The sequence below is a fragment of the Clostridium sp. LIBA-8841 genome (assembly GCF_034439435.1).
Classification (GTDB): Bacteria; Bacillota; Clostridia; order Clostridiales; family Clostridiaceae; genus Sarcina.
In genome coordinates this window covers 382,230-397,275 of record NZ_JAPCKJ010000002.1, presented here as the reverse complement: position 1 = coordinate 397,275, position 15,046 = coordinate 382,230, and the positions used below count along the sequence as shown (strand labels likewise).

The 15,046-nt window shown below is 26.5% G+C and carries 12 protein-coding genes; 11 read left to right on the top strand and 1 reads right to left on the bottom strand.

The features are described 5' to 3' along the window. Positions 1 to 72 precede the first annotated feature (72 nt). From OIF33_RS07450 to OIF33_RS07435, 4 genes are all read left to right on the top strand, one after another. Positions 73 to 576 (top strand): transglycosylase SLT domain-containing protein, encoded by a 504-nt coding sequence (locus OIF33_RS07450; RefSeq protein WP_322503600.1) that lies wholly within the window; start codon positions 73 to 75, stop codon positions 574 to 576. A 180-nt stretch (positions 577 to 756) separates the two neighbouring features. Continuing rightward, positions 757 to 2,061 (top strand): FtsX-like permease family protein, encoded by a 1,305-nt coding sequence (locus tag OIF33_RS07445; RefSeq protein ID WP_322503599.1) that lies wholly within the window; start codon positions 757 to 759, stop codon positions 2,059 to 2,061. Positions 2,062 to 2,098: 37 nt separating this feature from the next. Next, positions 2,099 to 2,854: an ABC transporter ATP-binding protein gene (locus OIF33_RS07440; protein ID WP_322503598.1), complete on the top strand. Its 756-nt coding sequence runs from the start codon at positions 2,099 to 2,101 to the stop codon at positions 2,852 to 2,854. A 283-nt stretch (positions 2,855 to 3,137) separates the two neighbouring features. Further along, positions 3,138 to 5,060: an FUSC family protein gene (locus OIF33_RS07435; RefSeq protein ID WP_322503597.1), complete on the top strand. Its 1,923-nt coding sequence runs from the start codon at positions 3,138 to 3,140 to the stop codon at positions 5,058 to 5,060. Positions 5,061 to 5,274: 214 nt separating this feature from the next. On the opposite strand, the gene OIF33_RS07430 is transcribed toward OIF33_RS07435, so the two are convergent. Further along, a complete protein-coding gene (locus OIF33_RS07430) occupies positions 5,275 to 6,819 on the bottom strand; it encodes a [FeFe] hydrogenase, group A (RefSeq protein ID WP_322503596.1) in 1,545 nt (514 codons plus the stop codon). Positions 6,820 to 7,044: 225 nt separating this feature from the next. Between OIF33_RS07430 and OIF33_RS07425 the strand changes: the two genes are divergently transcribed. The 7 genes from OIF33_RS07425 (at position 7,045) to OIF33_RS07395 (ending at position 14,792) form a co-directional block, all read left to right on the top strand. Beyond that, positions 7,045 to 7,464, top strand: a complete 420-nt coding sequence (locus OIF33_RS07425) for a hypothetical protein (protein ID WP_322503595.1) — start codon at positions 7,045 to 7,047, stop codon at positions 7,462 to 7,464. Between the two features lie 363 nt (positions 7,465 to 7,827). Then, positions 7,828 to 8,718 (top strand): hypothetical protein, encoded by an 891-nt coding sequence (locus OIF33_RS07420; RefSeq protein ID WP_322503594.1) that lies wholly within the window; start codon positions 7,828 to 7,830, stop codon positions 8,716 to 8,718. 294 nt (positions 8,719 to 9,012) lie between these two features. Further along, on the top strand, positions 9,013 to 9,696 hold the full coding sequence (locus tag OIF33_RS07415; protein ID WP_322503593.1) for a response regulator transcription factor: 684 nt from the start codon (positions 9,013 to 9,015) through the stop codon (positions 9,694 to 9,696). Positions 9,697 to 9,699: 3 nt separating this feature from the next. Further along, positions 9,700 to 10,956, top strand: coding sequence for a HAMP domain-containing sensor histidine kinase (locus tag OIF33_RS07410; protein WP_322503592.1), 1,257 nt, complete (start codon positions 9,700 to 9,702; stop codon positions 10,954 to 10,956). A gap of 290 nt (positions 10,957 to 11,246) precedes the next feature. Then, entirely contained in the window at positions 11,247 to 11,933 is a 687-nt protein-coding gene (locus OIF33_RS07405; RefSeq protein ID WP_322503591.1) for a polyphosphate polymerase domain-containing protein, read from the top strand. A 26-nt stretch (positions 11,934 to 11,959) separates the two neighbouring features. Further along, a complete protein-coding gene (locus tag OIF33_RS07400; protein WP_322503590.1) occupies positions 11,960 to 12,649 on the top strand; it encodes a DUF4956 domain-containing protein in 690 nt (229 codons plus the stop codon). Between the two features lie 100 nt (positions 12,650 to 12,749). Then, complete coding sequence (locus OIF33_RS07395) at positions 12,750 to 14,792, top strand: CotH kinase family protein (RefSeq protein WP_322503589.1); 2,043 nt, start codon at positions 12,750 to 12,752, stop codon at positions 14,790 to 14,792. Positions 14,793 to 15,046: the final 254 nt, after the last annotated feature.

The following is a 15,046-nucleotide window of genomic DNA, read 5'->3' as shown; positions in this document are numbered from 1 at the left end:
TTATAATAAAATTGTCAGGTGAGAAGAAATGACTAAGACAAAAATGTATATGTAAATTTAGGAGGAAACAAAATGATAAAAAAAGTAACAAGTGGAGTATTAATAGCATTAGCAGTAACTATAGGAGCTGGATTTGTAGCAAGGGAAACTGTGTTTCCAATGAAAGATAGAGATATAATAGAGAAATATGCTAAGGAATATAATGTTAAACCAGAAAGAGTTGCAGCATTTATAAACTTTGAAACAGGATTTGATAAGGTTGAATATAAGGAACATAAAGCTTCAGGCTTAATGAAATTAACAGACGATACTGGAGCTGAAATAGCAAAAGAAATTGGTGATACAAACTTTAAGTCAGAACAAATAGCAGATGATGATAAAAATATACAGTATGGAACATATTATTTATCAAAGAGTAATGGAAAATCTTTAGAAGATACGGTTGGCGAGTGGTCTATAAGAAATGGTGAAGAAAAGAATGAAAAAATAGATATGAAGGAATATGCTAAGGAATATTATACAGATAAAATCAAGAAAAGAGAGGCCATTTATAAAATGTTATATTTTCAGTTCTAAAATTTAAATCTGTTTTAGATTGATATTGATTTTTAGCTAGTCCTTCAAACCTAGCTAAAAATCAAACACTAGTTAAAAAATTAGCTTAAAATTAAAATCTAAATGTAATGTTTAATTATTCAATTTAGAAGTATAGAATATTAAGTTTAAGCTACGAAATGAAGATGGGAGGAATTAAGTATGGGCTTAGCCATCAGAAATATAAAGAAGAATAAGATGGATTATATTATCTATGGAACAACTTTAATATTAAGTGTTTCAATACTATATACCTTCAGTTCTATAATGTTTTCTAAAGAAGTTGGTTCCATAATAGATACTTATAATAAATTAGATGGAATATTCTATATGGCAATAATAATGGTTATGTTAGTCTTATCAACTTTTGTATGGTATGCAAATAAATTTTTTATAAGAAAAAGAAAAAAAGAATTGGGTATTTTTTCATTGGTGGGTATGGAGAATAATAAAATATCTAATATGATTCTTAAAGAGCTTATGTTAGTTGGCTTAGGAGCAGCAGGAGTAGGAACACTACTAGGAGCTGTTTTATCAAAAATTACTTTTAGTATTTATACAAGTATTTTAGGACAAGCTTTTACAGGAACAATACCATTTATAAATACAAAAGCTATACTAATAACTAATGGATTATTTTTATTCTTTTTTTATTTAGTGGCTTTAAATAGTGCTAGCGTAATAGATAAATTTAAGTTAATAGATTTATTTGGTGGCGATAAAAAAAGAGAAGAGGGATTCAAAAAGCCATTAATTAAAGGAATACCAGCAGTAGTAATAATTATAATAGGATATATTACTTATCCATGGTCTTTTGCAACCTTAGGATTAACTATAATCGTGACAACTGTAATAGTTATAAAAGGTACATATAAACTTTTTTCAACTAGAATAATGAAAAATCTTATTATTAGAAAAGAAAAGTTAAATCTTGAAAATGGTATAGAAAATATAGCTTTAGCAAATGTATTATTCAGATTAAAAAGTAATTCAAGAATGCTTTCATCAATTTCTGTGTTAATTGCTTCTAATATTACTGTTATAGGAGTATGTGCTACTCTATATTTTTCAGATGAATCTATGGATGCTATGATAGGAAATATATTTTTTATTGGTATATGTATAAGTCTAGTTTTTGCTTTCTGTACCTTATCAATATTGTTGTTTAAATTAATAAGAGAAGCTTTTGATGAGAAAGAAAGATTTAAGATATTATATAAAATAGGCTTTGATCATTATGAAATTAAAAAAATAATAACTACTGAATTAAAATTTTATTTTGGAACTCCTATCAAAATAGGAATGGTACATGCATTAGTAGCACTTAGTGTAACTATTTTGGGGTTAGCAGAAAAATTTTTATTAGTTATAGGTGGAGTAATGCTTGTTTATTCAGTAATTTATTTAATTTACTTTTTAATTACTAGAGAATTATACATGAAGATAATTGAAGATGGAATTAAGTAATATGATTAAATTTTAAAATGTTAGGAGTATAAGTTATATGAAAAATGTATTGGAAATAACAAATTTAAAAAAGGTCTATGGTAAAAATGAAAATAAAACAGTAGCTTTAGATAATATAAATTTACATATTAAAGAAGGTGAGTTTATTGGTGTTATGGGACCTTCAGGATCAGGAAAGACAACCCTTTTAAATATAATAGCAACTATTGATGAAGCTAGTGAAGGCCAGGTTATTATTGATGGTAAAAACTTATGTAAGGTTTCTAAAAAGAATCTAGCAAAGTTTAGAAGAGAAAGGTTAGGATTCATATTTCAAGACTTTAATTTATTAGATACTTTAACAGTAAAAGAAAATATAGTACTTCCACTAACATTATCAAAGGAAAAAGGTAAGGATATAGAAAAAAAGGTTGAAGAAATCTCTAAAAGACTAGGAATTTATGATTTATTAAATAAATATCCATGTGAGATTTCTGGAGGGCAAAAACAAAGAACAGCAGCTTGTAGAGCTATTATAGCCAATCCTTCAATAATTTTAGCAGATGAACCAACGGGAGCTTTAGACTCAAAGAGTGCAAAGAATTTATTAGAAACATTACAAGGATTTAATGAGAAAGATAAAGCAACTATAATGATGGTAACTCATGATTCTATTAGTGCTAGTTATTGTTCAAGAGTTATATTTATAAAGGACGGTAAATTATATAGGGAGCTTTTAAAAACTAGTTCGAGGGAAGAATTTTATGATGAAATAGTTGAGGCTGTTTATAATATGGAAAGAGATTCTATATAGGTGATTAGAATTTATAAGTTATGTTTATATGTAAGCAAATGAAAAAGCTTATTTCTACATTGGTGGAAATAAGCTTTTTTTTATAAATTTTATTTTAATTTAATAAATATAATATATCATCAATTTCTGAATTAGATTTTAATCATATTTATAATTAGAATTTTATTTACATTAATTAAATCGATAATTATTTATAGATAAAATATGAACAAATTGTAACTAAATGTGGTACAATCTTTATATTAGAATATTTAAAGATTGAATTTTGAAAGAAGGAAAAAATATGGACTTAAAATCTTTAAAGAGAATTTTAAAAACAGCGTTACCGCCAACGATTTTATCAATGTTGTTACTTATCATAAATTTAAAATTCTTTGGATCTAGTAATATAATTATTGCTACTTATATGACATTAACTTTTATTAGGATGAGAACATATTTAATTATTGAAAAGAATGTGTTTAAACCGTTATTTATACACTTAGCTATTGGTGTATTTGCATCTATAGCAAGTATGGGAGGAGTAGGTGAAGTAATAATTAACTTCTTTGGAATAATTCTATTGGTTTATATTTTAACAGATGATTATAACCCTAATAGTTATTTCCCATATTTAATGGCATTTGTACTTCTTCAAATGTTTCCAGTAACTTTTAAAGAAATTCCTATTAGACTTTGTGGAATTTTTGTATCATATATAATTGTTTATTTAGCTTTGATTATTGTATCACCTAAAGGAGAGGATACAAAGATTCAGGACTTAATAAAGAATGGATTTAATAATCTCTACTTACAATTTAAGGATCTTTATAATGAAAATATAGTTGGAGTTAAAACTGGACAAGTTGAGCTTTTTGATATTTGTAGAGAGCTTAATAGGTTTGTTTATTCAGGAGAAAGAAGAAAATATTATCAAATTATGGTTGCTTTTCAACATATAAATAATTTAATTCATGATTTAGAAAGTTCAGAGGAAATGATTCGTGAGAATAAGAAGGAGTTTAAAAAATTCTATAAACTGTTTAAGTATCTTAGAGATAATTTTAAGAATTATGAATTGTGTCATAGAAAATTAGATGAATTTGAGAGGGAATTTAAGTTTCACAATAAAAATCTTACTTTCTATACGGACCTAGTTTTAAAATATTTATCAGAAGCTATAGAACATTTAAATCTTCATAGATTTAATTTAAAAAAATTCTTAGATTTTAAAGAGAATAAAGAGTATTTTCAAGTTTACAGTAAATATAACTTTAAACTTAATGAATTTAAATTTAGATTTGGCATAAGGATGGCTATAATAGTAACATTATCATTCTTTGTTGTTAGAGTATTCTCTCTTCCAAAGGGATATTGGTTGCCTATGACAGTATTTCTTTTAGCACTTCCTTTTTATGAAGATAGTAAAGCAAGGGTTTATGATAGATTCAGAGGAACTGTTTTAGGGGTTATATTAGCGTTTATATTATTTTCTATTTTCAAAGGTCATGAAATGCATTTTGTTATAATCTTAATCTCAACATTCTTTATGTATGCATTTAAGGATTATGCAACTATGAGCATTTATATAACTTGTTATGCTTTAGCCATAACTACTATTTCTATGAGAGATGGAGAGGCTGTTACATTAAGACTAGCTTATACTGTAATTGCAGCCTTAATAGTATTATTTGCTAATAAATTTATTTTACCTAATAAAAATCGTGTAGAGCTTATAAACATGATAAAAAGACTTTTTACTTTAGATCAAATAATGATTAGTAAGGTTAAAGAAGCATTAAAAGATGATTTTAATGAAATGGAGCTAAGAAGGATTATTTATTCATCTTATCTAATTAGTGGAAGAATACAGATGCATAATGATTCTAATAATAAAAGAGAATGTGAAGAACTTAAGAAGTTTATGTTAGCTAATAGTGAATTCACAACATCCATAATAAATTACGCTGTTGTTTTACATAATTCAAGAAAAGATTCGTTGGATTATGATTACATAAATGAAGGTATAAGAATTATGGAAGAACAATTATCAAGTTTTAATGAGGACTTTCTAGAGAATCATGATATAGTAGGCGAGTCATGCAGTAATATTCAATTAATAAAACATGAGAATAATTATAAGAATTATTGTTTAATAAAATGTGTAGATAGGGTTTATGGAATTGAAAATAGATTAAACACTCTAAAACCTTTAATAAATAATTAAAGGTTTTAAAGTGTTTAATATAATAGTTTTTCATATAATTGGGCAATTAAATATAGGATATTATTTATAAGTCTTATGAATGTAATTTAGAACTTATGGTTATATAAAATGCTAACCATAAGTTCTACTTATTACTTTAAAAAACTTTTACTTATATCCTTTTGTTTTGGTGATTTTAAAGAAAATCTATTAATTAAAATATTTAAAAAGAATACTAGTATTTTATATGAAGTAAATCTTCAGCTTTAGATCCACCTACCTCCCCTAGATAAGATGCATATAGTTCTTTTACATCTTTATTTTCATGAGAGTATCTTACTGGTGAGTTTTTATCAATATTTTCAAGAACCTCTCTGCGTAAATCAATATAGCTCTTTTCTAATTTTGTATTGGTACTTTTATCATAATAATCCATTGAGATGGCATTACTTCTACAAATATTACTGCAAAGAGTACAATGAACACATTTATCTCTAGATACAGAAGCAACATTCTTCGTGTTAAAATCCAAAGCGCCTACAGGACAGTTTTCTATGCAGGTTCCACAGGATATACATAGTTTTTCATTTATATTAACTTCTTTTTTTACTTTAGGAGTACCACCTCCATTTACACATCCTCCTGGACAAGTCATAACCTCAATAAATTCATAATCTTTCCATAGTCCACTATCTAAGAACTTAATAAGGTTTGAGATTCCACTAACAGCAGCAGTTTTTAGTGTTAAATTTTTTGTCTTATAATTGATCACTTTAATTCCAGGGAATTCTTCTAAATCAGTTAATTTAATATTTGACATTTTTTCTATTTCTTCAGGTGTTTCTTTTAAATAATATGATAGAGTTCTTAAGGCACTTCTCAAAAGTCCACCACTACTTCCAAAGATGGCGCCTCCTGATGTAGTTGTATCTAAAAAGTCATCCGGTTCAGTTGATGGAATATTATCTATATTAATTCCTTTTTCTTTTAGAAAGTTTGCATACTCTCTAACAGTAAACACAGCATTTATATCTGAATAATTACTTCTTCCCATGCCACTTCTTGTAGCTTCAAATTTTTTAGCGATACAAGGTTTTATTGATGTAACAAATATATTTTCTGGAGAGAGATTATTTTTTTCAGCAAAATAAGTTTTTATGGTAGTGCCTATCATTTGTTGAGGAGATTTACATGTGGATATGTGTGGTAATAAATCAGGTCTAAATCTTTCAGCCCATTTTATCCAAGCAGGGCAACATGAAGTAAACATAGGAAGAATTCCTTTATTTTTAATTCTTTCTAAGAGTTCATGCGATTCTTCAACTATGGTTAAATCTGCACCAAAGTCAGTTTCAAAAACTTTATTGAATCCAGATAATCTAGCTGAAGTTGCAAGTTTTGATGATACGTCAGTTCCAATTGGTAAATTAAATTCTTCTCCTAGAGTTGCTCTAACTGAAGGAGCAAAAATTGAAATCATATATTTATTTGCCTCTTTTGCAGCAAGAATTTTTTCTTCAGGATTATCTGAATCAATAGCACCAGTTGGACAAAATAGGGTACATTGTCCACAATAAATACAGTTACTCTTATCGAAAGTATCTTGCTTAGGAACTATAACTTTTTTATCAGGACGTGATAATCTTAGTACAGATATTTTAGTTGATTTAGCACAGGTTAAGGCACAAGCTGTACATGCTATACATCGTCTAGGCCTTATATATACAACTTCGTTATTTTGTCTCATATGTCTTTTAATTTTTTTATGTCTTTTACTCAAAACAAGGTTCCTCCTAAAAATATGTTCTTTATAAATATATAGAAAAAAACTTAGTAAAATACTTATTGATGCTAAAGAAAAGGTAATATATTTTATTAAAATAGAGAATATGTTAAAAAAGAGATTAACTTTTTTACTAAATTTAACATATTTAATCTTTTGAAAGCATATATAAATAATAGTTGCTTAAATTTTACATTTTGGCAAGGAAAAGGAGGAGTAGAGGTGAAAGAAATATTAAAGTATGATTGCACAATGACTAGATATGATTTGGATGTTGATATAAAACAAAAGAGCATAAAAAATCAATATATAGATACATTTTGCTTTAACTGTGAAAAAGGATTTAGTGTTAATGATGGGGGTTACTTCATAGTAGATGAACCGTATTGTTCTTTGGAGTGTGTTGTAGAAGCAATAATAAAAGAGATAAATAGTGAGCTAAGAATTAAAAAGTTAGATAGGGAAAGTATTAACTTAAATTATTTATATGAAAGTTCAGCTAAGAAAAGTTTACTTCATTTAAAGAATCATTATAATTTAGACTCTACTCAAAAGGAAAGAATGATAGAATTTGCTAAGGAAAAAGATGCAGAATATTTAATCGACCTTTTAGAAAAAATTTTATACAGTAATGAATCCTAAAAACAAGGAACTTATTTGTCATAACTAAACTAAATATTATTGAGAATAAATAAGATATGAAGACTAAGATTATATTAAACAAAATAAGTTGTTAGCAAAATTAATAGATTTTAATGTAAATTATGATTTAAGCTATAAAAGGAGTATCTTTTAAGGGTACTCCTTTTTCATAATCTAATTCTATATTTGGATAAAATTTTCTATAATAATTATTTAATATAATATACAACTTTTGATTACATTATAGCTATATTTTTTATTTATAATAAATCCAAAAGGGATAAAAATTACTTAGGTGAAAAATATAATTAATATAAATTTTAAGTGAAAAAATTAAGAGGTTAAGGGGATAAGAAATTAGATATGTTTAATATTTTTTCAATTCTAACAAGTATCTTTATGTTGATTAGTAGTACATTAGTGACTATCAATGAGGATGCTTATGAGTCTTTAGAAATGTTTGTAGAAGCATATGAAAGACAATTTGAAGATTTCATATACTTTGCAGATAAGGAGGAAGATGAAAATATATATAATGATTTTATTATTGAAAATAAAGTAGAAAATGAACATGAATTTCCTAAAGAAAATATAAAAAAATTTAAATCACATTATCCAGAAACTGAAGACGAAGGGTATAAAGTATCTTTAGAGGAAGAGGGATTGAAAATAGGTGAAAAGAATACAATAGTAAGAATGTCTTTACCAGATAATATGAATGAAACAATGCATCCTTTATTAGATGTAGAATTTATAACTGATTATGAGGTAGCAAAGGATTTGGAAGATGCTTATTGTTTTTTAATAGGTAAGGATCCTTTAGAAGTGGGAGATATTAATGGAGAATGGCATTTTAATACTATGGTTCTACCAGGTTTTATAGTAAGATATCCAAACTTTTTAAAAATATCAAAGGGAGACTTTAAAGCAGATGTGGCAACTATGTCTTTACTAAGTGACGATGGAGAAAGTCACATAACAATTAGCAGGTATCCATCTGCAAGCAGTATAGAAGAAATATATAATGGATATTCTAAGCAAAGCGATATATCAGAGTTAGGGGAGAATTGGGTTTTTACTTATAGTGAGGATCTATTGAATAATAGATTTAACTATACTGTTTTAGATAGAGGCATGTCAAAGGATTTCTTTGGAGCCTTTCCTAGGGAATATAAAGCTGTCTTTGATGAAGTTATTGAAGAAGGGCGAAATAGTTTAAAGGTTTGCGAAGAATTCCCAAGTTTAGTTAAATAAAATAACATATATCACATATTTTTATTTATTATCTAAGAGAGAAATACAAGAGACACTTAATTTATATTTTTATTATAAATTAAGTGTTTTTATTTTAAGAAATACTATTGTGTTACTAATTTTAAATCGTATATTTGATTAATAAAAAAAATTTTATAAATATCTAATTAAGCTTACGTAAAGAAATGAATGATATAATAAATACGATTCTTAAAGTATTAAATTTATTTGCATAAAAAGCTTTAAAACAATTAAGAATTATTTATTAGAAAAATATAATTAGAGGGAGAAATTATGATAAAAGTATTGCTTGTTGAAGATAATATAAAGATTAGTGAAAATATAGTTGAATATTTTAAAAATGATGTAGAAATAGAATGTGTTTATGATGGTTTAGATGCTATAGAATATTTAAATACATATTATTACGATATAGTTATATTAGATTTGATGCTACCAGGAGCAGGAGGAATGGAGGTATTAAACTTTATTTCAAAGAAGAGATTAAATACCGGTGTTATAGTTTTAACTGCAAGAGAAGAGCTTGGAGATAAACTTAGAGCATTTAATTTAGGAGCAAATGATTATTTAACTAAGCCATTTTATATGGAGGAGTTAAAGGCGAGAGTAAATGTTATATTGAAGAGTTTAGGAAAAATAAAGGATTCTAACATACTTCAGTTTAAAGATATGGAAATAAACATGAAGACAAAGAAAGTTTTTATAAATGACAAAGAATTAGAATTAAATGAGAAGCTATTTAATTTATTAGAATATTTAGTGATAAATAAAGGAGTTGTGCTTTTTAAAGAGCAGCTTTTTGATAATATATGTGGGTATAATAGTGATGCATCTACAGAGATTATAGAAGTTTATATGAGTAGACTCAGAAAACAGTTAAGTCCCTTTGGATATGATAAATATATAGTTACTAAAAGAGGAATGGGATATTTAATAGATGAAAGCGTAGAGGATTAGATAATGAAAAGAAAAGATATATTTTTTAAAACAAAGAGAAGTGTAACATTTATTAGTGCAGGTATAGTTTTTTTCTGCCTTTTAATCTTTGCCATTATAACAATAACTTTATATACATCAAGAGTATTTACTCATGTTGATAATAGTTTGCTTCAAGAAAAAGAAAAGGTGCAAAAAATACTAAATCTTAATCCATATGAGAAACAATTTTTTGAAAGTGGCAAAAATAAGTTGCTTCCTATTCCACCCAATATTATAGTTGTTCAATATAGAGGAGATAGGGTTTATTCAATAAATCCAAATCCTTATTTTGATGAGTATAATCTACCGAATTTGGGAAAAGAATCCTTAAATAAAGTAGAACAAATAACATCAAATGGATATAAATTTAGAGGAGTTACTATAGTAAATAGAGATATTAAAATACAGTTACTTATAAATATTGATTCGGAGGTTCAATCAATAAATCAATTAATTAAAACCATAATAATTGCCTTGATAATATTAATTGGAATTGCTTTAGTTTTATCTCATATTCTCTCCTCAAAGGTTATAAAGCCAATAAAAGAGGCTTATGATAAACAGGTTTTCTTTGTTCAAGATGCATCACATGAGATGAAAACACCTTTGGCTGTTATTAAAGGAAAGTTAGAGCTTTTAGCAAATTCTTGGGATGATACAATAGAAGAGCATTTTGAACACATATCTAAGATGATGAGTGAAGTTAGAGCTCTCGAAAAATTAAATAGTGATTTATTACTTCTATCAAAAGAAGATATAGATAACAGCATAAATGTTACATCCTTTGAATTAGAGGAATTTATAGAAGATTTAAGTGAATTTTATATAGATTTAGCAGAAATTCAAGATAAGGTTTTCCAGGTTAATAGACCTTTAGAGCCTGTAATGGTAAAGTGGGATTATAGTAAGGTAAAAAGAATGATTATTATACTTATTGAAAATGCTTTTAAATACACAGAGAGTGGAGGAAGAGTAACTTTAAGTTTTCAAGAGATAAATAAAAATATTAAAATAACAGTTGAGGACAATGGTATAGGAATAAAAGAAGAGGATAAAGGGCGTATTTTTGATCGATTCTTTAGAAGTGCAGATGTTAGAGGGAAAAATATAAATGGTAGTGGAATTGGATTAAGTTTATTAAAGTCAATTGGTAAAACATTAGGTGTTGATATAAAGTTATATTCCAAGTATGGAGTTGGAACAAAATTTGAGATTATAATACCTAAGATAGTAAATTAGAGCTTAAGTGAAAAGAATGTTTTTAGAGTTTTAATAAGGTTGTATAGTTAAACAGTTTTTGTTTAACCTATATAACCTTATTTTTATTTAATTAAAGTTTAGAAGTAAAGGAATTAATCTTGAACTTATTATTTTAAAAAAATTTGTATTTTAATAAGTTACTAAATATCACTGAAAGGTGGATAGTAGAGGAATTTATAGATAACCTTAATAATTTTCTATTTGCGTTAAGGAACTATTAAGGTTAACTCTATAAAATAGATTTTGATGAGAGATTGGAGGTGATATTAGTGGAAGAAAAAAAGTTTAGACATGAAATTAAGCATTATATAAATCATTCAGATTATATGGCTATTAAAAATAGATTGGTGCATGTTATGAAAATCGATAAAAATGCTAGCGAGAATAATGAGTATAAAATAAGAAGTCTTTATTTTGATAATTTAAAGGATAAGGTTCTTATGGAAAAAATCAATGGAATAAATCGTAGAGAAAAGTTCCGTATAAGATTTTATAATGATGATCATTCTTTTATTAAGCTTGAAAAAAAATCTAAAATAAATGGACTATGTTCAAAGGACAGTGAATTAATAACTAAGGAAGAATGTGAAAAAATTCTTAAAGGAGATATTGAGTTCTTAAGATATAGTAATAAGGCTTTATTTGTTGAATTTTATTCAAAGATTAAAGGTGATTTATTAAAACCTAAAAGTATAGTTGATTATAAAAGAGAGGCTTATATATATAGATTAGGAAATGTGCGTATAACCTTCGATAAAAACATAAGAACAGGAATATGTAGTACGAAGATATTTGATAATAACTTACCTACAATAGAAGCAATAGATAATAACATAGTTGTATTAGAAGTAAAGTTTGATGAATTCTTACCAGAATTAATACAGGATATTATCCAAACTAATGAACGTAGAGCATCAGCTATTTCTAAGTATGCAGCTTCAAGAATATATGGGTAAGCTTTTAAATTAGGAGGAGAAAATAAATGAATAATCAAGCAATTAATTTCAGCGATATATTTAAATCAAGTTTTATGGATAAAATGACATCTATATCATTTTTAGACATGTTTATAGCAATGGCACTTTCTTTTGTAGTAGGGCTATTTATAATGCAGGTTTATAAAAAAACATTTAAGGGAGTTATGTATTCATCAACCTTTGCTATGTCTCTACTTGCCCTTACTTTAATAACTACATTAATTATACTTGGAGTTACATCTAATGTGGTTCTTTCACTTGGTATGGTTGGTGCACTTTCTATAGTACGTTTTAGAAGTGCTATAAAGGAACCTATGGATATTGCATTCTTATTTTGGTCAATAAGTGAAGGGATAGTTTTAGGTGCTGGTCTTATTCCTTTAGCTATTTTAGGTGCTGTTTTTATAGGAATAGTAATGGTTCTATTTGCTAATAAGAAAATAACTGATAATCCATATATATTAGTAGTTAACTGTGAAAATGATCTTAGTGAAAATAGTGTACTTAACATATTATCAAAAAACGTGAATAAATATTGTGTTAAATCAAAAACTGTTTCACTTTCAAATGGAATTGAAATGACAATAGAGGTTAAATTAAAGAACGTTACTACATCATTTGTTAATGAAGTATCTAAGATAAAAGGAGTTTCAAATGCTGTTTTAGTTAGTTATAACGGAGATTATATGGCTTAAAACATAGGCAAAAGATAAATAGAAATAGGAGAGGGTAAGGATATTCTCTCCTATTTTTAAGTAATAATAAAGCTAACTTTGATTAGGAGGGTGAGTTTAATTGATAAATGAAAAGGTAAGCAAATATATTTCTCTAATAAGTATTTCTTTAGTTGTAATATTTATATTTGTATCAGTGTTTACTATAAAATCGATGAATTACACAGAGGCAGCCTCTACTAAGGAGCAATCTTCTAATATTCAGGATGTTTTGGATAAGAATACTGTAACTGACATAAATATAAAAATAAAAGAGAGTGATTGGAAATGGCTTATTGAAAATGCTACAGATGAGGAATATAGAAGTGCAGATATAACTATAAATGGAGAGACTTTTTATAATGTTGGGGTTAGACCTAAGGGTAATTCAAGTTTATCCTCTGTAGCAAATGATAGTACAACAGATAGATATAGCTTGAAAATTGATTTTGGACAATATGTTGATAGACAAACTTATCATGGCATAAGGAAATTAGCATTAAATAATAATATATCTGATGCAACTTATATGAAAGAAGCAATATCTTATGATATATATAATCTTTTAGGAGTACCCACTCCAGAATATTCTTATTCCAATATAAAGATTAATGGAGAGGAGTGGGGATTATATTTAGCATTAGAAGTAATTGATGAAAGATTTGTTGAAAAGAACTATGGTAAATTAGATGGAAATTTATATAAACCTGAAACTATGGGAGTAGGAGCTAAAAAAGGTGATGGTAACGATAAAAATGCCATGCCAGATATGAAAAATAATCAAGGAAAAGAAGGTGGAATGATGAACCCACCAAATATGCCTAATAATGCTGGAAATAATAATGAGGGAAATAATCCGATGAATATTCCTAATGAAAATCAAATGGCAGAGGGCGATAAAAATGAAGAGAAGGTAGGAATGGGACAAATGCCTTCTATGATGGGTGGAAAAAATAATGAAGGTGCTGATTTAAAATATATAGATGATAATGTAAGCAGTTATTCTACTTTAAGAGATAGTGCAGTATTTAAGAGTACAAAGGATAAAGACTTTGAAAATGTGATTGAAATGATGAAAAGTTTAGAGAATGGAACAGATATAGAAAGTCATTTAAATGTTGATGAAGTTCTTAAATATTTTGCTGTTAATACATTTCTAGTTAATTTAGATAGTTATTCTGGAGGAATGTATCATAATTATTACCTTTATGAAAACAATGGAGTTTGTGAAATAATTCCATGGGATTTAAATATGTCTTTTGGAGGGTTTTCTGTAAATAGTGGAAGTAGGGCAATTAATTTTCCTATTGATTCTCCTGTCACAGGTAATTTAGAAGATGCTCCTCTTATAGGAAAACTTTTAGAAAATAATGAATATAAAGAGAAGTATCATGATTATTTAGAAAAAATAGCAAATGAATATTTTAAAAGTGGAATTTTTAATACCACTGTTACAAAGAATGATAAATTAATAGGAGATTACGTAAAGAGTGATCCTACAGCATTTTATAATTACGAGGAATATAAAAATGCTATTAAAGAATTGTTGGTATTTGGAAATGATAGGACAAAGAGTGTAGAAGCTCAATTAAATGGAGAACAGGTTTCAACTGAATATGGAACCATTACTACATCATTAAATTTACAGGCATTAGGAGAGCAAAATATGGGTAGAAAAATGCCTAATGATAAGATGAATGGAGAAAATTTAGGAAATAATAATGAGAAAAATGATAATGGACAAGACATTCCGCAAGGTGGAGCAGCTTTTAATGAAGGCAATAAAGGAGAAGTCCCTGATAATATAGATAATCCTAATGGTGCTCCTAATAATGAAATTCCTAATATGGCAAAAATGCCTTCACAAGAAAATATACAAAAAGCTATGAATATATTGAATAATAGAGAGTACTCAAGTTTAAGTGAAGAGGAAAAAAATCAATTAACTGAACTTGGAATAAGCGAAGAAAACATAAATATGTTTAAGAACATGCCAAGACAGAATGAAAAAGAAGTTTATCAAACACCATTTAATAAAATTTATTTCATACTATTAGGAGTGCTTTCTTTTATATTATTAATTAGTATATTATTTGTAAGTAAGTATAAAAGAAGAAAATACTAATTTATATTGAAAGAATAACTTTTATAGGTTTTACTAATATATAGTAATATATATTTAGAGTTAAACTACACATTTATGTGTAGTTTTTTATTTTATAAAAACAATAACATATTAAAAATAAAATGCATAGTATGTTATTATAGATATTTTTAAGAAATCTTACGGTTTTAAGTTATCAATTGAAAATAACTATTTAAAAAATCAAGATTATTACTATAAAATATATTAATAGTTAATATCAATTGATAATGAAA